Source organism: Amycolatopsis sp. NPDC000009 (assembly GCF_055563465.1).
In genome coordinates, this window is record NZ_JBVHDI010000010.1 from 141,577 (window position 1) to 163,730 (window position 22,154).

The window sequence follows — 22,154 nt, forward strand, 5'->3', positions numbered from 1 at the left end:
TCGCGACGTCTGATGTCCCGAAAGTGGCTTTCGCGACTTGCCACGGCGCCCCCGCATCGGCCGAGCCCACGTTGCGAAAGTGGCTTTCGCAACCCCTCGCGTCAGGCTTGGCCCCCAAAGGAAATCCGGGGGCGCCGCTCCCCCACGTGGGTGACACGCCTACTCCGGCTGTGTCGATACGGACCCGCACTCATCGCTCCACTGTGGAGCCACTACCGGGACGGCGCCTCCATCGGGGTGACAGGTCGAAGCGGATTCTTTTCCGCGACTTCGCCCACCGGCACGAGAATCACGTCACAGACGCCACTGGGGAGCCGCGGATCCGAAGCGGGACAAAGATCCCCGCAGGCCGCGCGCGAGCGCGTCAGCGCCGATCAAGGCCCTGAAAATGCGGCAGGGCCCCGCGCGGAACGCGGGGCCCTGCCGTTGGCTCTCTCCTCAGGAGGGAGCTTACTTCTTCTTCGCGGCAGCCGAAGTCCGCTTGGCCGGAGCCTTCTTCGCGGGAGCCTTGGCGGCGGTCGCCTTGGCGGCCGGCTTCGCGGCGGCCTTGGTGGCGGTCGCCTTCTTGGCCGTGGTGGCGCGAGTCGTGGCCTTGGCGGCGGTCTTCGGCGCGGCCTTGGTGGCGGTCGTCTTGGCCGCCGCCTTGGTCGCGGTCGCCTTGGCGGCCGGCTTCGCGGCGGCACGCGTCGTCGTGGCGGCGGCGCGGGTCCGCGTGGTCGTGGAACGCGTCGCGGCCGGGCGGCTGGCGGCCGTCCGGGTCGTCGTCGCGCGGGTGGCGGTGGTGCGAGTGGCGGTGCCGGCGGTCGCGCGCTTCACAGCGGTGGCCTTCGGCAGCTTCTTCGAACCACTGATGACGTCCTTGAAGGTCGTGCCGGCGCGGAACGCGGGCACGTTGGTCTTCTTGACGCGAACGGTCTCACCGGTGCGCGGGTTCCGCGCGGTGCGGGCGGCGCGGGCGCGCTTCTCGAACACACCGAAGCCGGTGATGTTCACCTTCTCGCCCTTGTTGACCGTCCGGATGATGATGTCGACAAGGCCATCGACGGCCTCCGACGCGACCTTCTTGTCGCCCAGGCGCTCCGACAGCGCCTCGATCAGCTGGGCCTTGTTGGCCATTCCAGTCCTCCAAGAAGAACTACTTGTACACGGCCCCGTCGGCCGACTTAGCGCACACGGTATTACCAATGCAGCACAAATTCCAAACGACGCGCGGAAATTTCCCTTGTCTCGGGGGCTGTTCCGCCTCCCGAGGGACCCCTTCGGGGCCTCTCGAGGTGCCGTTCGGTGTGGTTTCGGGGCTGTTGTGAGGACCCCCGGCCGGGGTGCGGATTCCCTGCTCAGCAAGGGAATCCGCCCCCTTCGGCGGGCCTTAGGAGGAGGCGGCCGGGAGGGTCACCGGCTTCCAGGAGGGGCGCTGGGTCTCGAAAGTGTCGATCTCCTCCGCGTGGCGGAGTGTCAGGGCGATGTCGTCGAGCCCTTCGAGGAGCCGCCAGCGGGTGTAGTCGTCGATCTGGAAGGGCGCGGTGAAGTCCTTGGCTCGTACCGTCTTCGACTCGAGGTCCACCGTGACCTCCGTCCCGGGCTCGTTTTCGAGCAGCTTCCACAGCAGTTCGACGTCCGCCTGCTCGACCTGAGCGGCGACAAGGCCCTGCTTGCCCGAGTTGCCGCGGAAGATGTCCGCGAACCGGGAGGAGATCACGACCCGGAATCCGTAGTCCATCAAGGCCCACACCGCGTGCTCGCGGGAGGAACCGGTGCCGAAGTCCGGGCCCGCGACCAGGACCGACCCGGTCTTGAAGGGCTCTTGGTTGAGGATGAACGACTCGTCGGAACGCCAGGCGGCGAAGAGCCCGTCCTCGAAGCCGGTGCGGCTCACGCGCTTGAGGTAGACGGCCGGGATGATCTGGTCAGTGTCCACGTTGGACCTGCGCAGCGGGACCCCGACGCCGGTGTGGTGGGTGAACGCGTCCATGTTGGGAACTCCTTCGCGGATGTCAGCGATGTCAGCGAGCGACGGCGGGCTGGAGGTCTTCGGGGCTGGACAGCGTGCCCCGCACGGCCGTGGCGGCCGCCACGAGCGGCGAGACCAGATGCGTCCGGCCGCCCTTGCCCTGCCTGCCTTCGAAGTTGCGGTTCGAGGTCGACGCGCTGCGCTCGCCCGGCTTGAGCTGATCCGGGTTCATGCCGAGGCACATCGAGCAGCCCGCCTGACGCCATTCCGCGCCCGCTTCGGTGAAGACCCGGTCCAGCCCTTCGGCTTCCGCCGCCTGGCGGACGCGCATCGAGCCGGGGACGACGAGCATCCGGACCGAATCGGCGACCTTGTGCCCGCGCAGGACGTCCGCGGCGGCCCTCAGATCCTCGATCCGGCCGTTCGTGCACGAGCCGAGGAAGACGGTGTCGACCGCGATCTCACGCAGCGGCGTGCCCGGCTTCAGGTCCATATAGGACAGGGCCTTCTCAGCGGCGATGCGCTCGTTCTCGTCGCCGATGCGCTCCGGGTCGGGCACCTCGGCGCCCAGCGGGAGACCCTGGCCCGGGTTCGTGCCCCAGGTCACGAAAGGCGTGAGCTCGTCGGCGTTCAGGCGCACCTCGGCGTCGAAGACGGCGTCGTCGTCGGTGCGCAGTTCGCGCCAGTTTTCGACGGCGGCGTCCCAGTCCGCGCCCTGCGGAGCGTGCGGACGGCCCTTCAGATACTCGAACGTCGTCTCGTCCGGCGCGATGAGCCCGGCGCGCGCGCCGGCTTCGATGGACATGTTGCACACCGTCATCCGGGCTTCCATCGACAGCTTTTCGATGGCCTCGCCGCGGTACTCGAGGACGTAGCCCTGCCCGCCGCCGGTGCCGATCTTCGCGATCACCGCGAGGATGATGTCCTTGGCCGTCACGGACTCGCCAACTGTGCCCTCAACCGTGATCGCCATCGTCTTGAATGGACGGAGCGGCAGGGTCTGCGTGGCCATCACGTGTTCGACCTCGGAGGTGCCGATGCCGAACGCCATGGCGCCGAAGGCACCGTGCGTCGAGGTGTGACTGTCGCCGCACACCACGGTCATTCCCGGTTGGGTCAGGCCCAGCTGCGGGCCGATGACGTGCACGATGCCCTGCTCGGCGTCGCCCATCGGGTGCAGCCGGACGCCGAACTCCTCGCAGTTGGCGCGAAGGGTGTCGACCTGGGTGCGGGACACGGGATCCGCGATCGGCAGCTCGATGTCGATCGTCGGGACGTTGTGGTCCTCGGTGGCGATGGTGAGGTCGGGGCGGCGCAGTTTCCGGCCCGCCAGGCGGAGTCCGTCGAACGCCTGCGGGCTGGTGACCTCGTGCAGCAGGTGGAGATCGATGTAGAGCAGGTCGGGCTCGGCCCCCTCGCCGCGCCGCACCAGGTGCGACTCCCACACTTTCTCGGCCAGTGTCCGGGGCATTTCCGGCTCCTCACATGCGGTGAAATCGGTACTTCCCACCATCTGGACATCTCAAACTTCGGGAAGATAGTATCGGCTTGTGGGACAGCATAGCGGTATCGGAGTACTCGACAAGGCCGTGGCCGTGCTTCAGGCCGTGGCCGAAGATCCTTGTGGCCTGGCGGAACTGTGCACGCGGACCGGTTTGCCGCGCGCGACGGCGCATCGGCTCGCGGTCGGCCTCGAAGTGCATCGCCTGTTGCGCCGGGGCCCCGACGGGCGCTGGCGCCCGGGTACCGCGCTCGCGGAACTGGCGGGCGGTTCGACCGACCCGCTGCTCGACGCGGCGAGTTCGGTGCTGCCGAAATTGCGTGACATCACCGGCGAAAGCGTTCAGCTGTACCGCCGCGACGGCGTCCAGCGTGTCTGCGTTTCGACCGCCGAGCCGCCGAGCGGGCTCCGGGACACGGTGCCGATCGGTTCCCGGCTGCCGATGACCGCGGGCTCCGGCGCGAAGGTGCTCGCCGCGTGGTCGGATCCGCACACCCAGCGCACGATCCTCACCGAGGCGGTGTACGGGGAGCGCACGCTGCTCGAAGTCCGCCGCCGCGGCTGGGCCCAGAGCGTGGCGGAGCGGGAACCCGGTGTGGCGAGTGTCTCGGCGCCGGTACGGGATTCGACGGGCACCGTCGTCGCCGCGGTGTCGGTTTCCGGGCCCATCGAACGTATAGGGCGTAAGCCGGGGGCGCGCTGGGCCGCGGACCTCCTCGCCGCCGCGGACGCGCTGCAGGAGCGTCTCTGAGCCGAAACGAGTGAAGGCCCCCTGCGGCGCAGGGGGCCTTCACCGTTCCCGTCCCGGAAGGACGGGAACGATCAGAACTCGTCGGCCTTGGTGAGTTCGTGTTCGAAGGTGTCGGCGCGCGTGACGAGCGCCTTCAGCGGGTGTTCGAACTCGCTGACCAGGTTGAGGTCGACCAGCGGGATCGTGTGCTTGAGCAGCGCGACACCGTCCACCACCGCAGCGCCGCCGACCGAATCACCGCCCGCCAGTTCGAGCAGGCGCCGCAGATCGATCTTGTCGGCCCAGCCGACCGGGGACGAGATCTCCACCCACTCCGCGCCGTCGTGGTCGGGCAAGTGGTGCAAGGACACCTGCTGGCCGCGGCCGTCGCCGGTGTCGACCCGGAACCGGAGCCAGCCGTCCCGCTCTTCGAGCACCTCGTACCGCGCCCGGACGAAATTGATCACGCCTGCCCAGATGGACACCCTCGTCACCTCTCGGTTTCGCCGCCTCGTGCGCTGTCGAGCATGGCACATCCGGGACGAACGGAGTGGCGATGGTCTCGTTCGGGGGCGGTTCCGGCCCGGGAGGGCGTGGCCGCACTCGTGGCCGTATCGCGAAAGCCACGTTCGCGACTCACCTCGACCACGGAGTTCACCAAGGGCCACCTGAGCGGCGCAACGCTTCCCGTCCGTCGAGTCAGAGCGGCGCCATCCGGTAACCCGACCCCCGCACGGTGTGGATCAGCGGCGGGTCCTTGAGCTTCCGCCGCAGCCGCGCGATCACGACGTCCAGCACGTTGGACGCCGGATCGGCCATCTCGTCCCACGCGTACCGGATCAGTTCCCGCCGCGAGACCGGCCGCCCGGTCGCGGCCATCAGCCGCTCCATGACGAGATACTCCTTGCGCGTCACGGTGAGCAGCACGCCCGCCCGCGAGATCTGGTGCCTGCCGGTGTCGAGTTCGACGTCGGCGCACCGCAGGACCACCGCCTGCCCGGCCATGTCGCGGCGGCACAGGCTGCGCACCCGCGCGATCAGTTCCGGCATCGCGAAGGGTTTGACCAGGTAGTCACCGCCGCCGACGCGCAGGCCGTCGATCCGGTCGGCGACGCTGTCGCGCGCGGTCAGGAACAGCACGGGCAGCGGCCATCCGGCGCTGCGCCGGTTGCGCACGTAGGCCAGCGAGTCGCCCGAAGGCAGCATCCGGTCGAACACCGCGCAGTCGTAGGCGTTCACCATCAGCGCCTCGTCCGCGCCCGGCAGGTCGGCGGCGGTGTCCACCGCGAACCCGTCCCCGCGCAGCGCGAATTCCAGCGCCACCCGCAAGTTTTCGTCGTCCTCGGTCACCAGCACCCGCACACTTGAACGTTAGCGCGCGATGGCCGCCTCCACGTCGGCCACGTGCAACCCGCGCAGTTCTTCGATCGCGGGCATCCGGCCCAGCAGCCGCAAACGTTGTGACTGAGCCGTGCGCGCCTTCTCGAACAGCAGGCGCGCGTCCCGGGCGTTGCCGAAGTTGACGTCGCCGGAAACGCGCCGGAAGTGCCCGGTGAGCACCGGGCCCGCGGCGGGATCGAGTTCGTAGTCGCCCGCCGACGCCATCCGCCCGAAGATGGCGAGCAGCTCGTCGGGGCTGTAGTTCTCGAACTCGATCGTCTTGCCGAAGCGGGACGCGAGACCGGGGTTGGCGGCGAGGAAGTCGACCATCTCGCCGGTGTACCCGGCCACGATCACCGCCACCTCGTCGCGATGTTCCTCCATCAACGGGACCAGGGTGTCGATCGCCTCCTGGCCGAAATCGCCGCCGGAGCCGGCGAGCCGCGTGAGCGTGTACGCCTCGTCGATGAACAGGACGCCGCCCTTGGCCTCCTCGAACACCGTCGCGGTCTTCTCCGCGGTGTGCCCGATGTACTGCCCGACGAGATCCCGGCGGGACACCTCGCGGAACTGGCCGACCGGCAGGACTCCCAGCGCCTTCAGCAGTTTGCCGTAGATCCGCGCGACCGTCGTCTTCCCGGTGCCGGGCGCGCCCGCGAAGATCAGATGGTGCCCGGCGGCGCCGACCGGCAGCCCGGCCCGGCGGCGCCATTCGTTGACCTGCAACTCGTCGACCAGCGAGCGGACCTCTTCCTTGACGCCGGGGAGGCCGATCATCCCGTCGAGTTCGGCGAGCATCTCGTCCAGCGCGTTGTCCCCCACGGTGCCGGGGTCCGCGGTGTCACCGATCGTCGGCGTCGCCCCTTCGGCGATCGCGATACCCGGTTCCGCGGTGTTCGAGACCCGGCAACCGGAGATCTCGCCACCGCAACCGGACGCGAAGGCGATCCCCGGGCCCCGGGTGTCGGTGACCGTGCAGCGGTTGAGAACCGGCACCCCGTGGTGCGCGACGGCGATGCCTTCGTGACCGGTGTGCGAAACCGTGCAGCCTTCGACGACCGGCCGGGCGTACTGGTAGACGTAGATTCCCCGCAGCCCGCAACCGGTGACCGTGCAGCGGAGCACGACCGGATCGGCGCCCTGCCCGAGGGTGATGCCGTCGCCCGTCACGTCTTCGACGGTGGTGTCCTCGATCCGCCCTGGCGAGCCGTCGACGAGGATTCCCTGTTCCGCGCCCGAGATCACGCACCCGCTCACGGTGAACGCCGTCGTGCCGCGGATCGCGATCGCCGGACCGCGTCCGCCGGAGACGGTGCAGTCGCGGACCGCGAGTTCGGTGTCGTCGGCCTGGATCGCGGACGCGCCGCCCGCCAGGACTTCGATCCCTTCGAGGACGAGCGCTCCGCCGGTGACACGGAAAACGGGCCGGTCCGCGCCCCGGCCGTCGACGACGACGGTGGCGCCGTCCGCCGCGGCCAGGGTCACCCGGAGGCCGGTCAGCTCGACGGTTTCCGCGTATTCACCGCCCGCGATGGTGATGACGGCGCCGTCGGACGCTTCCGTCAACGCGTCACCGATGGTCGGGTACGCGCCTGGCCGCTGGGCCACCAGCAGGACACGGCCGGGAGTCGAGGTCGTCATCAGCCCGCCTTCGCCATCAGCCAGCCGCGGTCGACGGCCTTGGCGCCGGCCTGGAACCGGCTGCGGGCACCGAGCCGGTTCATGATGTCGGCGACCATCCGGCGCACCGTGCGCACCGAGACACCGAGGCGGGCGGCGGCGGATTCGTCGGTGGTGCCGGAGAAGAGCAGTGTCAGCAACTCCTGCTCGCGGCAGGTCAGGATCGAGGCGTTCCCGTCGTCCGGGAGATCCAGCGGGACGAGCGGGGCGGCGGCCTGCCAGATCCGCTCGAACAGGCCGACCGTCGCGGTGACCACACCGGGCAGCCGGAACACCGCGGAACCGGCCTGCCTGCCTTCCGCCGGGAGCACGACCGAGGTCCGGTCGATCACCAGCGCGTCCATCGGGATCTCGGCGTCCGTCCGCACCTCGGCGCCCGCCCGCGCCATGCGGTTGAGCGCGCCGGACATCCGCGCGGAGTCGGGGAAGAGCACCTTGTGCCGCACGCCGGGGCGCACGCCGCCGAGCGCGATCCGCTGGAACGCGGTGTCCGTTCCCGTGCTCATGACGAGCACCTCGCCGGTCGCTTCCGCGAGCAGCTCGCCGAGCCCCGCCCGGTCGCTGCCCGGGCCCGTTCCCGTGACCAGGCTGAGCTGGCCGGTCTGCACGGTCATCGCAGGTACCTCCCTCTTCCCCCGGCGCGGAGCCGCCGACGACGTCCTGTTCATGCCAGTTCCCCGCCGCCAGGGCGGCCGCGGGCACCCGACGCGTTAGCGTTCAGGGGCTCCGGGAACTGCACGCGTCTACTTTCGCTGTCCGAACATGAGGTTTTGATGACACGGGTGATGGTCGTCGAAGACGACGAGAATCTGCGGCTCGCGCTGGTCACGCAGCTCCGCGCGGCCGGCTACGTCGTCGACGAGGCGGGTGACATCGCGACCGCGGACCGCCTGCTGCGCGGAACGCACCACGACTGCGTGGTGCTGGACCGGATGCTGCCGGACGGCGACGCCATCTCCTACGTCCACATGCGACGGCAGCTGGGCTGGCGGGCGCCGGTGCTGTTCCTCACCGCGCGCGACGCGCTCGCCGACCGGGTGGCCGGTTTCGAGCACGGCGGCGACGACTACCTCGTGAAGCCGTTCGTGATGGCCGAGCTGACCGAGCGGGTGGCCAACCTGTGTCACCGGTCGGCGTTCGACCGGCCCTCGGTGCTGCATCACGAAGACCTGGTGATGGACTGCGCGCGGCACGAAGTGCGCCGGGCGGGCGTGCTGCTCACCTTGACCAACAAGGAGTACGCGGTGCTCGAATACCTGCTGACCAGGGCGGGCCTGCCGGTGCAGCGGGCCGACCTGATCGAGCACTGCTGGGACGCGCAGGCCGATCCGATGTCCAATGTGGTCGATGTGGTGGTGAAGCGGTTGCGCCGCAAGCTGAAGGAACCCGAACTGATCCACGCCGTCCGAGGCCTCGGCTACCGGCTGGGCTCGCGGTGAACACCCACTCCTCGGCCGATCGGCTGCGCAGGCTGCGCTGGACGCTGACCGCGTTGTTCACCGTGATGAACACCCTCGGACTGGTCGTCTTCGCGTGGCTGCTCATCAACGAGGACGGCGACCAGGGCGACGAACGGATCGACGCCGCGCTGACCCAGGTCACCTCGTCGGTCAGCAGGCTGGTCGCCTACGACGACGGCACCGTCGGCTTCGGCCTGGTCAACACCGACGTGCTGAACGACCGCTGCCCCCAGTTCGCGATCCTGCCCGGCGGGGCGCCCGCGTTCCAGCCGCACTTTTCGCGGGCGAACTGCGTCCCGATGAACATGCAACTGCTGAACGGGATCGCCACCGAGGCGGTGAAGACCGGCAAGCTGGTGCAAGGGCATCAAAAGGCCACCGACGGCGACCTGGTCAAGGTCCGCGCCGAGCCGCTGCGCGACAGCGACGGCAAGACCTTCGCGGCCGTGGTCGCGGTGCAGTCCACCGAGGCCGAGGATTCCGCGCACACCACTTTCACGCTGCTGGTGATCGGCGGCACCGTGCTGCTGGTCGCGATACTGGGCTTCGCGGGCCACCTGCTGTCCGGCCGCTCGATCCGCCCCGCGGCCGCGGCCCTGCAGCAGCAAGAGGTCCTGCTCGCCGAAACCGCGCACGACCTCCGGACCCCGGTCGCCGCCCTGCGCGCGCTCGCCGAAACCGCGATGGCCAACCCCGCCCAGTCTGCGGAACTCCTGCCGCGCACCGTCCGGCTCGCCGCGAGAATGGGCGGGATCATCGACGACCTCCTCGTCCGTGCCCGGCTCGCCGCCGGGGTGGAACAGCTGAGCATCCAGCCGATCTGGCTCGATCAGCTCGTGGTGGGCATCGTCGAGGACACCGCGACCGAAGGCGCCGAAGTCACCGTCACCGCCGCGCCGACCAAGATCAACGCCGATCCCGCGCTACTGCAACGGGCGATCGGCAACCTTCTCGACAACGCCATGCGCTACGGCCGCCACCCCGGCTCGAAGGCGTTCGTGCACCTGACCGTCGCCGGCGGCACCGTGACCGTCGCGGACCACGGCCCGGGTATCGACACCACGATGGCGGGCGACGCCTTCGACCGGTTCGCCAGCACCGGCGGATCTTCCGGGCTCGGGCTGTCGATCGTGCGGTGGGTCGCACAGGCGCACGGCGGCACACTCGCGGTGTACAACGCCGACGAGGGCGGCGCGATCTTCGAACTGCGGTTCCCGGTCAGCCCGAACTGAGGAGGGAACGCTCATTCCCGGTCGAGTCGGGCGCCTTGGACGAGCAGATCCCGCAACCACGGCGGGGTATGTGCCTCGTCACGAGGAAAGGCTTCCAGATCCCGGGTGAAGGCGGCCGGGTGCAACGGAGGCCACCACCGCGGGGCCTCGTCGAAAGTGAACGAGAACTTCGGGGGCGCACCGTCTTCCAGCACCACCGTCGCCGAGAACCAGGTCCCGCGATCCGGTTCGTACATCCGAGCGCGCAGTTCCCGGAAGCCGCCGCGCACTTCGGCCGGCAGGTCGACGTCCCCGTTTCCGCCATCGGCCAACCGGATTTCGGTGGCGTAGTCGTAGGCCACCACCGTGGCCGACACCGTGAGGCTGATCCGCGCCCAGTCGTCCGGCGCGGCCGTCGCCAGCGCGGACACGATGCCGTCGGTGAGTTCGTCCGTCATTCGCCTTCTCCGTAACGCGTGCGTGGGCCGTAGTTGACGTTGGAAGGATCGTTCGGGAAGTCCCGCTGCCTGGTCACCCTGGAAAGCTCGACCGGTTTCCCGTCCGCGCCGAGGACGGGGTTGCCTTGATCGTCGACCTTGTGCACGACTTCTTGCCAGCGCATGACCACGTTCTCCGGGATGCCGTTGCTGTCGCCTTCCATCCGGACTTGATAGTTCTCGACGCTCTGGCCGGGCACGTCGGCGAACTTGCCCAGTTCGGCCTCTTGCGCCCGCCAGGACGCGTCATGGATCCAGCCGTCCTTGTAGTGACCACTGTTGGAAGCGGCCATCTGCGGATGCATGTTGACGTATTCGCCGGGGCCACCCATCTCATGCGCCGAGAAGTGCCCGCCCGCCCATTCGACGTGTGCGTACTTGTCCTTGTACACCGGGTGATCCTGGTAAGCCGCCTTACCTTCCCTGCCCGACCTGCCCTGCGACGTGTCGTCGCGGAAGTCGTCGTGTTTTCCCTTGAAGACCGGGTCACCGGTCATCGCGCTCGGCTTCCCGTTGTCACCGACTTCGAAGGTCCAGTGCTTGCTCGGGTCGTGGAAGTTGGGGACCCGGTACTGCGTGTTGGGCTGCAGGGGGTAGCGCAGGTCGGGGTTGTGGAAGGGCTTCGAGGTCGGCAGCGTCGTCTCGACGTGCGTCACCTTCCCGGCGTCGTCGGTGAAGAACCGGCTGGTGGCACCGTTCTTGTACGCCACCTTGTATTCGGCGTTCATCGCCAGCGGCTTTTCACGACGCAGCGCATGCGGAACCCCATCGGGATCCGGCTCGCGGGTCTGTCTACGCGGGTTGACCTCGTCGATGACCTTGGGCGAGTCGATCGGCCCGTGCCCATCGGGCCGTTCCCTCGGCCCGTCGAACGTCGAGTCGTCCGGACGATTCCACTCCGCGAACCGCTCGGAGAACTCCGGCGAGTCCGGGTCGATCGTCCGGGGCTTCGGTACGTCGTCGTACGGCACGCTCCCGGTGTCATCGGGGACGTGCGCGTCCTCATGCGGAGTGTGCTGGTCCTCGTGATCGCCGTGGTCGTCGCGCCGGCCGCCTTCGTGCGGTCCCTCTGCATCGGGATGCGCCCGCGCCGGCTCCGGGTTGATGGCGGAGTCGATGTCGCGAACCGGAGGCACGTGCTCCTCCGGCGTCCGTGGCGGGGGAACGTCCCCGTCGGGTGTGCGTGCCGGCTGCGGATGCCGGGGATGGTCGCCGCCTCGAATGGGGGGCCTCCTCCGCCCGGAATGCAGGTCCTGGAAGGGATCGCCCATCGGCATCCTCGACCCCGGGAGGCGCGGCCCGGGTTCCGGCCACAGGCCTCCCGAGCCCTGGGGCGAGCGAGTGGGCGGCCGCGGCGTCTCCGGCACCGCGCCTTCCGCGCGTGCCGCCGGTCCGGCCGAAGGCGTTTGCCCGGCCAGTTCGGGCTCGCCCTTCGGGGGCGGCGGGTCCGGATGCCCGGCCGGGCGAGGTTTACCGGCGTCCAGGTCGACGTCGACGAGGGTGGGGTCACGCCGCGGCGGTAGTCCGGGATCACCGTCCGGCAGGGATTTGGGCGGGGCCGTCTCCTCGGGCGCCTTGTCCTTGTCCTTGGCGGCGGGGTCCTTGGCGGCGGGGTCCTTCGGGGTGGATTCCTTGGGCGGAGGCGTATCCGTCACCTTGCTGGTGGGCAGCGCGGTGTGCCCGGTGGCGGCATCTTCGACGGTGTGCACGAGGCCGAGCACCCTGGCGACCGTGTAAAGACCCTTCTGCCTCGGCGTCTGCGGGTTGACCGGCGTGCTCCCCGCCCAATCCTCCTGCGCCTTCCGGACGGTTTCCTTCTCCGGGAGTCCCAGGTGTTCGCGAGTGTCGGCCGGGTCGACCCGGTCGGACATCCTGACCTCACCGGTCTCGCGATCGATGGTGGCCGTCGGCTCGTCGGCGTCCCGCGCGCGATGTCCCGTCGCTTCGGGGCTCCCCGCCTGGGAGTGATGAGACGGCGCTTCGGAAGCGGCCGGGTTCGGGGCCTCGTTCGCCTTGGGAGCGGGGGAACCCTGTTCGGTTCCGGGCGTGCGGTGCGAGCCGGGGTCCATGGCTTCACCGACCGAACCGGGTCGTGCCGGAGGCTCGGGCCGGGCGACGGGCTCGGGCCGCGCCGGAGAGTCGGGGCGGGTCGGCGGGTCGGGAGGGTTCGGCGGGTCGGGGCGGGTCGAAGGTTCAGGACGCACAGAGGGTTCGGGCTGCCGTACAGGGGCTCTTTCGTCGGGCGCCCTGCTCGGCCGCTGCTCGTCGGGCACATGGTCCGGTGTCCGGTCACCGGCCGGCCGGTTCGGCGGCCCCTCGGGCGGCGGTCCGTCCGGCCTCCGGTCACCCGGCGGATTCGCCGGTGGTGTCTCGTCGGGGGTACGCGGGGTGTGCGGTGGCGGCGGGGTGTCCCCGGCGTGCGCCGGAACCCCGGCGGGCGATTGCCCGAGGCCGACCTTCGCGAGCAGCGAGTCGACACCGGGGATCTTGCGGACCGCCTTGGCCGCCAGCTCGGTCCCGGTGGGGATCTTCGTGATCGCCGTCCCCGCCTTTTCGGCGACGCGGCCCGCGGCCGCGACGGCGCTGACCTTGCTCCCGGCCGCCGCGGTGCCCGCGCCGCGGATCGCCGCGCCCGCGCCCTTGGTACCGAGCACCGCGCTGGCGATGTTGAAGGTGGTCTTGCCCGCCGCCCGGGACGGATCCTCGCTCCAGGTGTCCCAGGCGACCATCGTCTTGCCCGCTTCGACCAGCGTCGAGCCCATTTCACCGCGGTCGAACCCCGGGAGCCCGACGGTCTGGTCGAGCTGCGCCAGACCCGGGGTCGAGTAGGTCGCCACGGCGAGGCCGAACTTGCCCAGCCCCTTCCACGCGTCACCGAAGGTGGACCAGGAGAAATGGCCGTCGCCGTAGCCCGCCAACGCGGCGAAGCCCACGAACATCTCGACCGCGCCTTCCCACATGCCGACGAAGAACGAACCGACTTCTTCCAAGCCGTCGACGAGTCCGCCGAGGAATCCCTCTCGCGGCTTCTTCGGCGGTTTGGTCTCCTCGCCGGCCGGTTTACCCACCTTGCCCGCGTACTCGGTCAGCAGGGTGCTGAGCTGATGGGCGACCTGGATGGCGAAAACCGTCCGCGACGCCCAGCTGGTGCACCGGTCGAAGAGTTCGTTGTTGTCGGAGATGTGCTTCCTGATCGCGTGCTTCGCTGAGACGACGAGGTTTCCGTAGTCCCGGCAGGCCGCGGACAGGCTGTCCATCATGACCGCCATCTCCTCGACCCCCGGTTCACCGAGCGAACCCTTGTTCAAGGAATGGATGGCGTAGAACAGTTCGAAACCGGCGGCGTCCGTCCAGACCTTGCGCAGCTCCGCCGCGGCACTGCCGGAGAGCTGGACGGCGGCACGCAGGGCGGTCGCGGACGCGGTCCACGCCGTCGCCAGATCCCAGGCGGCGGTCTCGCTGTCCGATGGCCAGATGGCTTCCTTGGTCTGGCCGCCGTTCTGGACCACCCAGTCCCAGAGGTCCCCGTCCGGCTCGACGATATCGGTCATGTCACCGGTCGAACCGGCCGGCGATGGTGCTGTCGGCGGCTTGGTAGGCCTGCACCGCCTGGCCGCCGTTGTCCGCCAGCTGCCGGTAGATCCCCGGCACCTGGTCCATGGCGGAGGCCACCGCGGTCCTCGGTGTCGTGTAGAGCGCGGTGAAGGCGCGCCCCAGGGGGCCGGTGCCGATCTGCCCGGGAGCGTCGATCTTGCCCCGCTGGAGCAGCCAGGCCGGCTCGAGATCGTCACCCGCGGCGCGCAGCCTGTTCAGCTGTCCCACCGTTTCTTCGGGGAGCATGTCGATCTTGCCGTCGCCGTCGCGGTCGATGCCGGTCATCGAAGCCTCCGGTCCAGTTCGTGCAGCAGCGGGTCGAAGCGCAGGTCCGTCGTCTCGGGAGTGGCGTCGGCGGGAAGAAAGCCCGCGACGATTTCCATGACCTCTTCCTGGGAGCGTTCGACGGCCCGATGGAAGGTCCCAGTGATCTCCCGCGCCAGCGCGACCGAATCGGGTGCCCGGTAGATCCGCGGGTCCAGCCACAGTTCGATGAGCTCACCGGCCCCGCCGACGGTGACGCCGATCAGTCCGTCGTCCGATTCGGCGGTGGCCCGGATCTCGGCCATTCTCCGTCGCGTGGAACGGATGTCCTTGGCCAGTCGCCCGTACTCGGCCCGCATGTCCAGCTGGAACGGCGAATCCATGGCACCTCCCCTGTTCGCGTCCGGATCAGCTTGTCCGCGTCCGGCGCCGCACGGGGCCGCGTGACCTGTTGCTGTCACGCGGGTTCGTCGCGTCGCTTCGCGCACGACCATGGGGACGAGGAAAGGAGCCGACCGGATGACCTTCGACGTCGTCGGCCTGTGCCGCCGGGAACCCGATGCCGAGACGCTGATCTCGGCGATCCGGGCCGCGAGCCCACTGTCCGAAGTGGAGGTGGACGAGGACCGCATGCTCTTCCTGCTGCGGAATCCCGGCGGGCGGGTGGTGCTGACCATCGAGAACGGCAGGTCGGTCCGGGTGCCGGGAGAAGCGCGGCGGCTGCTCGGGATCGACGTGCCGCCGCCGGTGTGGTGGGTGGAAAGCCGGGCCCCGGACAACGACGCCGAAGCGGAGACGGCCGCGCGGGAATTCACCGCCGCCTTGGTCGCCGCGACCGGCGGATCGTCGTGGTCGAGCCGATGAACGGTCCTCCCGCCGCCGACCGCGCCACGTCCGAAGCGATCGTCGTCGAACAGTTCCGGGCCGTGGTCCCGGCTTCCACCTGGCTCGTCGACGCGGCCAAGACGGCCGTCGAAAGCGGGCGAGTGCTGCAACTCGTCACCGGTGAGCGAAGCGGCCTCACCTTCCCGCTGGAGTCGCTGCTGGGCGACGCGCGCGCCGGCTGGGTCGTCCGTGACGGAAGCGGTGGGCATCGCGACGGCTTCCTGGGACTTCCCCTGGACTGGAACGGCACCAGGTTCGTCCCCGAGGCCGGCGCGACGATCCCTCCACCGCGTGAGTACTCACCGGGCAGCGGGGACCTCGAAGTCCAGATCAGCACCCCGTTCCCGGCGGGGGAACCGCTCCGGCTCGGCAGGAGCACCGAAATCGCGATGCGTGCGCTCACCGGCGCCGGACCGCTCGGCTGGGGTGTCGCGGAACCGGTCACGGAACCCTGGTCCGCCGCCGACGTCTCGGCCCATTGCCTCGCCCGGGCGCCAAGACCCGTTTCGCTGGTCGTCGTCGGGGCGGGGGTGACCGGACGGCTGCGAGTGTCCCGAGTGGACGACGACGTCGTCGAGGAGCTGCGGATCAGCGGACCGGCCGCCGGATCCGTGGACACCCGCCACATCGAGGATCTGGCCGCCGGATGCGCGGGCACCGCGAGGCGGATGACCGTCGGCGCGGCACCAGGACGGACCGACGGCGTACGTTCCACGACCCCGGCGCCGCCCGCGCTGCCCTACGGAGTCCTCTTCGGACATGAACTCGTCTCCGCCGTCGGAGTCGCCCACGCGCACCGGACTCCGGCCGCGCGGGTGCGGCTCCTGGGCGCCGGCGACCGCAAAGCCGTCTGGTGCCGGTTCGACGGGGGCGCTTCGGCGCCGTTCGAGCAACTCACCGACATCCTCCACCACTACGCGACGCCCGCCGGGAGCTGAACCCATGAAACGCACTCTCGCGGCCGCCGCGTTAGCGGTGACCGCCCAGTTCGTCGTGTCCGCCCCTATCGCTCAGGCGGCGCCCCCGCCGGGTGCCTGTCACAACCCGGAACCGGCGAGGTCCGCCGTACCGGCCCAGCCCTGGGCACAGCAGGTGCTCGATCCGCAGCGGGCATGGCCGCACAGCCGGGGCGGCGGGGTCCTCATCGCGGTGGTCGACTCCGGCGTCGACGCCGATCATCCGCAGCTCCAACGGGCGGGAAAGGTTCTCCCCGGCCGGGACTTCTATCTCGCCGGCAGCTTTCCCGGCGCGTTCGACTGCGTCTCCCACGGCACCGGGGTGGCCGCCATCGCCGCCGCGGATCCCGTGCCCGGTATCGGTTTCCACGGAGTCGCGCCGGACGCGCGGATCCTGCCGGTGCGGATCAGCGATCGCGATGTCGGTGACCAGGGCGAGTCGTTGCGGATCGACCCCCAGGTCGTCGCCAACGGGATCCGGTACGCCGCGGACCAGGGCGCCAGGGTGATGAACCTTTCGCTGTCGGGACACGAGGACTTCGCCGTCATCCGCGAGGCCGTCGCCTACGCGGTCGCGAGAGACGTCCTGGTGGTGGCCGCGGCGGGCAACGGACAGCGGGACGCGAACACCGAACTGCCGTCGTATCCCGCCTCCTACCCCGGTGTGCTCGCGGTGGGCGCGGTGGACATCGACGGCGCGCGGATCCAGGGTTCCCAGATCGGCCGCTATGTCGACCTCGTCGCTCCCGGAGCCAAGGTGCTGGCCGCGACGAGAGTGGCGGGCCACGCCTATGTCGACGGCACGAGTTTCGCCGCCCCGTTCGTCACCGGCACCGCCGCGCTGGTGCGGTCCGCCTGGCCCCGCCTCAGCGCCGCCGAAGTCGCGCAACGGCTGATGGCCACGGCGAACCCGGCCCGCGGCGGACAGGGCAGCCCCGCCTACGGAGCCGGCCTGGTCGATCCGTATCGGGCGGTGACCGACGGGCTCGATCCGCAGAAACCCGCGGCCCTGCCCGCTTTCGTCCCGTCACCACCCGACAAGGCGCGGCTCGACCGGGAAGCCGCCGACGAGCGCGCGGCCGAGATCGCGAAGTGGCTCACCATCGCCGCGGTGACCGGGATCGTGCTGGCCGTGCTGTTCGCGGTCGTCGTGCCCCGCGGGCGCCGCCGTCGCTGGCGGCCGGCCCGTGCGGAGACGGTGCCCGATCGGCCCGCTGTCGTCGAACCGCCGGAACAGGTCTTCCTGATCTCCGAACCGTGATCCCCCCATGAAGAATCCCCGGAGCGGTGTGCTCCGGGGATTCTTCATGGGCGAGGGTTCACCGCTGGCCGAACAAGGCACTGCATTTCATGACGGTGTCGTGAAAGCCGTCGGCCGCTCCATTGGTGACCACGCCCTTCTGCTGGCCGCGCTCGATGTCCTCGCCGGCGAGCTTCTGGTCGCACATCAGCGCCGCGTAACCGTCGGTGTTGTTCTGGCCCTGCCAGTAGTCCTCCGCACGCAGCGCCTCGTGGCGCTGGTCGTCCAGCGACTGGCCGTGCTGGGCCATCGTGCTCTGCAGGTTGCCCGCGATCGCACGCAGGTCTTCGAACCTCGCCGAGATGAGTCCGTCAGGCATTCGCTCTTCCTTTCAACCGGTACGTCAGCCGATGACCGAGCCGATGGCGTTACCCCACTCGTTGTCCACGTCGTCGTAATTGACGTGCACCTGAGTGATCTTGTCGGACATGAGGTCCACGTTCTGGGTGTTCCTCCCCCAGCTCTCGTGCCTGGTGATCTCACCGGCCTCCGACATCCGGCCCGCCTGCCCCTTCCAGCTCGCGCTGTAACCTTGGACACTGCTGAGGCTCGACTGGAGCTGAGCGTTGATGTCCTCACCGATAGCCCGCGTCTTCGCCGCATACGCGGCCATCGCCGCGGTTTCGCCGTAGAGATCGAAGCTCATTTCATCCTCCATTCCACGACACAGGTGTTCCTTACCTCGGCCAAGTTAGTGAGCGACAGAGGCACTTTCCGGTGGTCGGCAGCTTCCTGCCAGCGCGGTCCCGGGGCCGCCGCGGTGGCCGACGATCGATGTCGTGTCGACAGTCGTGGTGAAGCGCCCCACCCGCAGGCCGGGCCCGGAGATGCCGTCCGGTGAGCTGATCCTTCAGCCGCCGCCGGAGATCCCGCCCCCGCCCGCGCGGCAGTGGGCCCAGGTGCTGATGGTGCTGCCGATGGTGGCGATGACGGCCGGGATGCTCCTGATGTACTCCGGCAGCATGAACGGGTCGATGCGCTTCGCGATCTACGGGATCATGGGCATCGGCATGCTCGGCATGGTCGTCATGGGTTTCCTCCAGGGCGGTGGGCCGAGCAAACGGGAAATGGGGCACGCCCGCCGGAAATACCTGCGGCATCTGGCCCAGCACCGGCTGCGCTTAAGGCGTTCGATCCGCAAGCAGCGCGAGGCGATGGAGTACCTCCACCCGGACCCGGCCTCGTTGTGGTCGCTGGCGGGAAGCTACCGCCTTTGGGAGCGGCGCAAGGAGGACGCCGACTTCGGTGTCGCCCGCATCGGGCGGAGCGCGCAGAACCCGGCGACCACCCTGGTCACTCCCGACACCAAACCACTCGAAGAGCTGGAGCCGTTGTCCGCGCTGGCGCTGCGCCGGTTCATCACCACTTATTCCACTGTGGACAGACTGCCGATCGCCATCGCGATCAACGGCTTCAGCCGGATCTACCTGCGCGGAGACCGGGAAGGCGCGCTCGGCATGCTACGCGCGACGCTGGCGCAGCTGGTCACCCTGCATTCCCCCGACGACCTGCGCGTCGCGGTCTGCGTGAACGAGGAGCACCGGCCTGCCTGGGAGTGGACCAAGTGGCTGCCCCACGCGCTGCACCCCGAGCGTTCGGACGCGCTCGGCCCGCTTCGCCTGGTGGCGCCCAGCATCCCGGCACTGGAATCGACGCTGGAGGAGGAACTGGCCAAGCGGCCAAGGTTCGACCCCGAAGCGGATGTCCGGCTGGCCGGACCGCATCTGGTGGTGGTGCTCGACGGCGGCGCGGTCGCCGGCTCATCCCATCTCATGACCGGTGGCGGGGTCGAAGGCGTGACCGTCGTCGACCTGACCACGATGCCACCGAGGGCCTTGGACCGGACCACCGTCGTGCTCGCCGTCGAGGCGGACGGTGGACTGCTCAGCGAGACGATCGACGGCGAGGCCCCGCTGGGGAAAGCCGACCTGCTGGGTCCCGTGGCCGCCGAAGGGCTCGCCCGTCAACTGGCGCCGCTGCGGCTGACCGCCGGGCTGCGGGGCGAGGCCCCGATGAGCACCGAACTCGGGCTGGCGGAACTGCTGGAACTGGGCGATCCGTACGAATTCGATCCTGCCGACACCTGGGAGCCCAGGCCGAACCGGGACCGGCTCCGGGTCCAGTTCGGCATCCAGGCCGACGGCGCCCCGATCGAACTCGACCTCAAGGAGTCGGCGCAGGACGGCATGGGACCGCACGGCCTGCTGATCGGGGCCACCGGTTCCGGGAAGTCGGAACTGCTGCGCACGCTGGTCCTCGCGCTGGCGGTCACCCACCCGCCGAGTTCGCTGAACTTCGCGCTCGTCGACTTCAAGGGCGGCGCCACCTTCGCCAGGCTGGACGCGTTGCCGCACACCAGCGCGGTGATCACGAACCTCGCCGACGAACTGCATCTGGTCGACCGGATGACCGACGCGATCAACGGCGAGCTGATCCGCCGTCAGGAACTGTTGCGGGCGGCGGGCAACTTCTCCTCCTTGCGCGACTACGAAAAGGCGCGGGCCGCGGGCGCGCCGCTGCCCGAAGTGCCGACGTTGCTGGTGATCTGTGACGAGTTCTCCGAACTGCTGTCCGCCAAGCCCGACTTCATCGACATGTTCGTCCAAATCGGACGGGTCGGGCGCTCGCTCGGCGTCCATCTCCTGCTCGCCTCGCAACGCCTCGAAGAAGGCAGGCTGCGTGGCCTCGAAACCCATCTGTCCTACCGGGTCGGGCTCCGCACGTTCTCCGAGATGGAGAGCCGGGCCGTACTCGGGGTCACCGACGCCTTCAAACTGCCGCGCGCGCCCGGGCACGGGTTCCTCAAGGTCGGCACCGAGCCGATGGACCGGTTCCGCTCCGCCTACGTCTCCGGGGTGTATCAGCGGGCGACCGGCGGCGGCGTGCCCACGAACCCGGGGGAACGCCTGGTGCTGCAGGAGTACACGACGGCTTACGTCGCCGAGGAATTCGACATCGAGCCGGAGGAGTCCACCGAGCCGGACGACGACACCGCCGTGGGCGAAACGTTGCTGGACATCCTGGTCGACCGGCTCGAAGGTCGGGGAACCCCGGCGCATCAGGTCTGGTTGCCACCGCTGGCGGAGTCCCCGACCCTGGACGCGCTGCTGCCCCCGCTGGTCACCGACTCCCGGCGCGGCCTGTCCACCGGTGCGAGCGGTTCGCTGCGGCCGGTGCTCGGCATCGTGGACCGGCCGTTCGAGCAGCGACGCGACCCGCTGGTACTGGATCTGGCAGGCGCCGCCGGGCACGTGCTGGTCATCGGGGCTCCGCAGACCGGGAAGAGCACGGTGCTGCGGACGCTGATCGCCAGCCTGGCGCTCACGCACACGCCACGCGAAGTCCAGTTCTACTGCCTCGATTTCGGCGGGGGGACGCTCGCCTCCATCGCGGGCCTGCCGCATGTCGCCGGCGTCTCGGGCAGGCTCGACACCGGCGCCGTCCGGCGGACGGTGGCCGAGGTGTCGACGATCCTGGCCCAGCGGGAACGGCTGTTCGCCGAACAGCAGATCGACGGCATCGTCACCTATCGCAGGCTGCGTGCCGAAAACCGGTTCCCCGCGGAACAGCACGGCGACGTCTTCCTCGTCATCGACGGCTGGCAGACACTGCGCGGCGATTTCCCGGAACTCGAAGAGACGGTCGGCGACATCGCCGCGCGCGGCCTTTCCTATGGCGTCCACGTCGTGGCCGGGTGCTCCCGCTCGTTCGATCTGCGGATGAACGTCCGTGACCTGTTCGCCAGCAGGCTGGAGCTGAAGATCGGCGATCCGATCGACTCCGTCATCGACCGGCGTGCCGCGATGAGCGTTCCGGCCGACGCGCCGGGGCACGGGATCGCCATGAGCGGGCACCAGATGCTGATCGCGCTGCCCCGGATCGACGGCGTCACGGAGGCGGACGACCTCGCCGACGGCATCGGCGCGCTCGTCGAAGCGGTGAAGACGGCGTGGCCGGGCGAGCCCGCGCCGTCGGTCCGGCTGCTGCCGGGAATCCTGCCGTACGAGGAGCTTCCTCCCAGCGATGGCACGGATGGCGAGGCGCCGGGGCTCGCGGTCGGGATCCACGAAAGCGACCTGTCCCCGATGCGGCTCGACTTCGCCACCGACCCGCACTTCTTCGTACTGGCCGACACCCAAAGCGGCAAGACCTCGTTCCTCCGGGTGCTCGCCAAACGGATCCAGAAGGCCTACCGGCCGGACGAAGCCCGCATCATCCTCGTCGACCATCGCCGGAGCCTGCTCGGCGAAGTGGGCGAGGAACACCTCCTCGGTTACGGCACCAACGACGAGCAGAGCGGGCGAATGCTCCTCGAGACGGCGAAGGCCCTGTCGAAACGGCTGCCGGGCCAGGACGTCACCCCCGAGCAGTTGCGGAAGAGGAACTGGTGGGAGGGGCCAGAGATCTTCGTGCTCGTCGACGACTACGACATGGTGGCCACGCACAAGGAACATCCGCTGATGGCGTTGCTGCCGCTGGCCGCACAGGGCTCGGACATCGGGCTGCACGTCGTGCTGGCCCGCCGGACCGGTGGCGCGGGCCGCGGCCTGTTCGAGCCTTTCCTCGGCAGGCTGCGGGAAGTGGGTACGCCCGGTCTGATGATGTCCGGCGATCGTGACGAAGGCCCGCTGCTGGGCGGAATGCGACCGCAGGTCCTGCCCCCGGGACGGGGCTGGCTGGTGGACCGCCGCGGTCAGAAGGGGCTGGTGCAACTCGCCTGGCTCCCGGAGCGGGAATGACCTGTT

The 22,154-nt window shown here is 69.8% G+C and carries 20 protein-coding genes; 7 read left to right on the forward strand and 13 right to left on the reverse strand.

From position 1 onward, the window contains the following. Positions 1–450: 450 nt before the first annotated feature. From ACZ3HL_RS25530 to leuC, 3 genes are all read right to left on the reverse strand, one after another. Positions 451–1,116 carry an HU family DNA-binding protein gene (locus ACZ3HL_RS25530; RefSeq protein WP_125673387.1) on the reverse strand — a complete coding sequence of 222 codons (666 nt, stop codon included), beginning with the start codon at positions 1,114–1,116 and terminating at the stop codon, positions 451–453. A 253-nt stretch (positions 1,117–1,369) separates the two neighbouring features. Then, on the reverse strand, positions 1,370–1,972 hold the full coding sequence (gene leuD / locus ACZ3HL_RS25535; RefSeq protein ID WP_465534203.1) for a 3-isopropylmalate dehydratase small subunit: 603 nt from the start codon (positions 1,970–1,972) through the stop codon (positions 1,370–1,372). 31 nt (positions 1,973–2,003) lie between these two features. Beyond that, positions 2,004–3,422, reverse strand: a complete 1,419-nt coding sequence (gene leuC, locus ACZ3HL_RS25540; protein WP_465413845.1) for a 3-isopropylmalate dehydratase large subunit — start codon at positions 3,420–3,422, stop codon at positions 2,004–2,006. A 79-nt stretch (positions 3,423–3,501) separates the two neighbouring features. Here leuC and ACZ3HL_RS25545 point away from each other — a divergent pair, with 79 nt between their 5' ends. Then, a complete protein-coding gene (locus ACZ3HL_RS25545; protein WP_007031477.1) occupies positions 3,502–4,203 on the forward strand; it encodes an IclR family transcriptional regulator in 702 nt (233 codons plus the stop codon). Between the two features lie 71 nt (positions 4,204–4,274). On the opposite strand, the gene ACZ3HL_RS25550 is transcribed toward ACZ3HL_RS25545, so the two are convergent. From ACZ3HL_RS25550 to ACZ3HL_RS25565, 4 genes are all read right to left on the reverse strand, one after another. Beyond that, on the reverse strand, positions 4,275–4,667 hold the full coding sequence (locus ACZ3HL_RS25550) for a hypothetical protein (RefSeq protein ID WP_465413847.1): 393 nt from the start codon (positions 4,665–4,667) through the stop codon (positions 4,275–4,277). A gap of 214 nt (positions 4,668–4,881) precedes the next feature. After that, positions 4,882–5,544: a winged helix-turn-helix domain-containing protein gene (locus ACZ3HL_RS25555; RefSeq protein ID WP_465413849.1), complete on the reverse strand. Its 663-nt coding sequence runs from the start codon at positions 5,542–5,544 to the stop codon at positions 4,882–4,884. Between the two features lie 9 nt (positions 5,545–5,553). Continuing rightward, complete coding sequence (locus ACZ3HL_RS25560; RefSeq protein WP_465534205.1) at positions 5,554–7,203, reverse strand: right-handed parallel beta-helix repeat-containing protein; 1,650 nt, start codon at positions 7,201–7,203, stop codon at positions 5,554–5,556. Then, positions 7,203–7,856, reverse strand: a complete 654-nt coding sequence (locus ACZ3HL_RS25565) for a helix-turn-helix transcriptional regulator (protein ID WP_465413853.1) — start codon at positions 7,854–7,856, stop codon at positions 7,203–7,205. The genes ACZ3HL_RS25560 and ACZ3HL_RS25565 overlap by 1 nt, the downstream gene beginning before the upstream one ends. Before the next feature lie 159 nt (positions 7,857–8,015). Here ACZ3HL_RS25565 and ACZ3HL_RS25570 point away from each other — a divergent pair, with 159 nt between their 5' ends. Both ACZ3HL_RS25570 and ACZ3HL_RS25575 read left to right on the forward strand, forming a co-directional pair. Next, positions 8,016–8,681, forward strand: a complete 666-nt coding sequence (locus ACZ3HL_RS25570; protein WP_465413855.1) for a response regulator transcription factor — start codon at positions 8,016–8,018, stop codon at positions 8,679–8,681. Then, on the forward strand, positions 8,678–9,934 hold the full coding sequence (locus ACZ3HL_RS25575; protein WP_465534207.1) for a sensor histidine kinase: 1,257 nt from the start codon (positions 8,678–8,680) through the stop codon (positions 9,932–9,934). The genes ACZ3HL_RS25570 and ACZ3HL_RS25575 overlap by 4 nt, the downstream gene beginning before the upstream one ends. Before the next feature lie 11 nt (positions 9,935–9,945). On the opposite strand, the gene ACZ3HL_RS25580 is transcribed toward ACZ3HL_RS25575, so the two are convergent. The 4 genes from ACZ3HL_RS25580 to ACZ3HL_RS25595 are packed head-to-tail and all read right to left on the reverse strand — an operon-like array spanning position 9,946 to position 14,651. Next, positions 9,946–10,371 (reverse strand): hypothetical protein, encoded by a 426-nt coding sequence (locus tag ACZ3HL_RS25580; RefSeq protein ID WP_465534209.1) that lies wholly within the window; start codon positions 10,369–10,371, stop codon positions 9,946–9,948. Next, positions 10,368–13,961: a WXG100-like domain-containing protein gene (locus ACZ3HL_RS25585; protein ID WP_465534211.1), complete on the reverse strand. Its 3,594-nt coding sequence runs from the start codon at positions 13,959–13,961 to the stop codon at positions 10,368–10,370. The genes ACZ3HL_RS25580 and ACZ3HL_RS25585 overlap by 4 nt, the downstream gene beginning before the upstream one ends. 1 nt (position 13,962) lies before the next feature. Then, positions 13,963–14,289, reverse strand: a complete 327-nt coding sequence (locus ACZ3HL_RS25590) for a hypothetical protein (RefSeq protein WP_465413863.1) — start codon at positions 14,287–14,289, stop codon at positions 13,963–13,965. Continuing rightward, the gene (locus tag ACZ3HL_RS25595; RefSeq protein WP_465413864.1) at positions 14,286–14,651 is read right to left on the reverse strand and encodes a YbaB/EbfC family nucleoid-associated protein; all 366 of its coding nucleotides are present in this window, start codon (positions 14,649–14,651) and stop codon (positions 14,286–14,288) included. The genes ACZ3HL_RS25590 and ACZ3HL_RS25595 overlap by 4 nt, the downstream gene beginning before the upstream one ends. A gap of 136 nt (positions 14,652–14,787) precedes the next feature. Here ACZ3HL_RS25595 and ACZ3HL_RS25600 point away from each other — a divergent pair, with 136 nt between their 5' ends. Genes ACZ3HL_RS25600 through mycP form a run of 3 tightly spaced genes read left to right on the forward strand, consistent with a single transcriptional unit; the run spans position 14,788 to position 17,370 of the window. Continuing rightward, the gene (locus ACZ3HL_RS25600) at positions 14,788–15,132 is read left to right on the forward strand and encodes a hypothetical protein (RefSeq protein ID WP_465534213.1); all 345 of its coding nucleotides are present in this window, start codon (positions 14,788–14,790) and stop codon (positions 15,130–15,132) included. Then, entirely contained in the window at positions 15,129–16,091 is a 963-nt protein-coding gene (locus ACZ3HL_RS25605; RefSeq protein WP_465534215.1) for a DUF6177 family protein, read from the forward strand. The genes ACZ3HL_RS25600 and ACZ3HL_RS25605 overlap by 4 nt, the downstream gene beginning before the upstream one ends. Before the next feature lie 4 nt (positions 16,092–16,095). After that, complete coding sequence (gene mycP, locus ACZ3HL_RS25610) at positions 16,096–17,370, forward strand: type VII secretion-associated serine protease mycosin (RefSeq protein WP_465534217.1); 1,275 nt, start codon at positions 16,096–16,098, stop codon at positions 17,368–17,370. A gap of 58 nt (positions 17,371–17,428) precedes the next feature. Here mycP and ACZ3HL_RS25615 read toward each other — a convergent pair whose 3' ends face one another. Beyond that, positions 17,429–17,728, reverse strand: coding sequence for a hypothetical protein (locus tag ACZ3HL_RS25615; protein ID WP_465413869.1), 300 nt, complete (start codon positions 17,726–17,728; stop codon positions 17,429–17,431). Positions 17,729–17,752: 24 nt separating this feature from the next. Then, complete coding sequence (locus ACZ3HL_RS25620) at positions 17,753–18,055, reverse strand: hypothetical protein (protein ID WP_465413870.1); 303 nt, start codon at positions 18,053–18,055, stop codon at positions 17,753–17,755. Between the two features lie 133 nt (positions 18,056–18,188). Between ACZ3HL_RS25620 and eccCa the strand changes: the two genes are divergently transcribed. Then, positions 18,189–22,148, forward strand: coding sequence for a type VII secretion protein EccCa (eccCa, locus tag ACZ3HL_RS25625; RefSeq protein WP_465534219.1), 3,960 nt, complete (start codon positions 18,189–18,191; stop codon positions 22,146–22,148). The last annotated feature ends 6 nt before the right edge of the window (positions 22,149–22,154 follow it).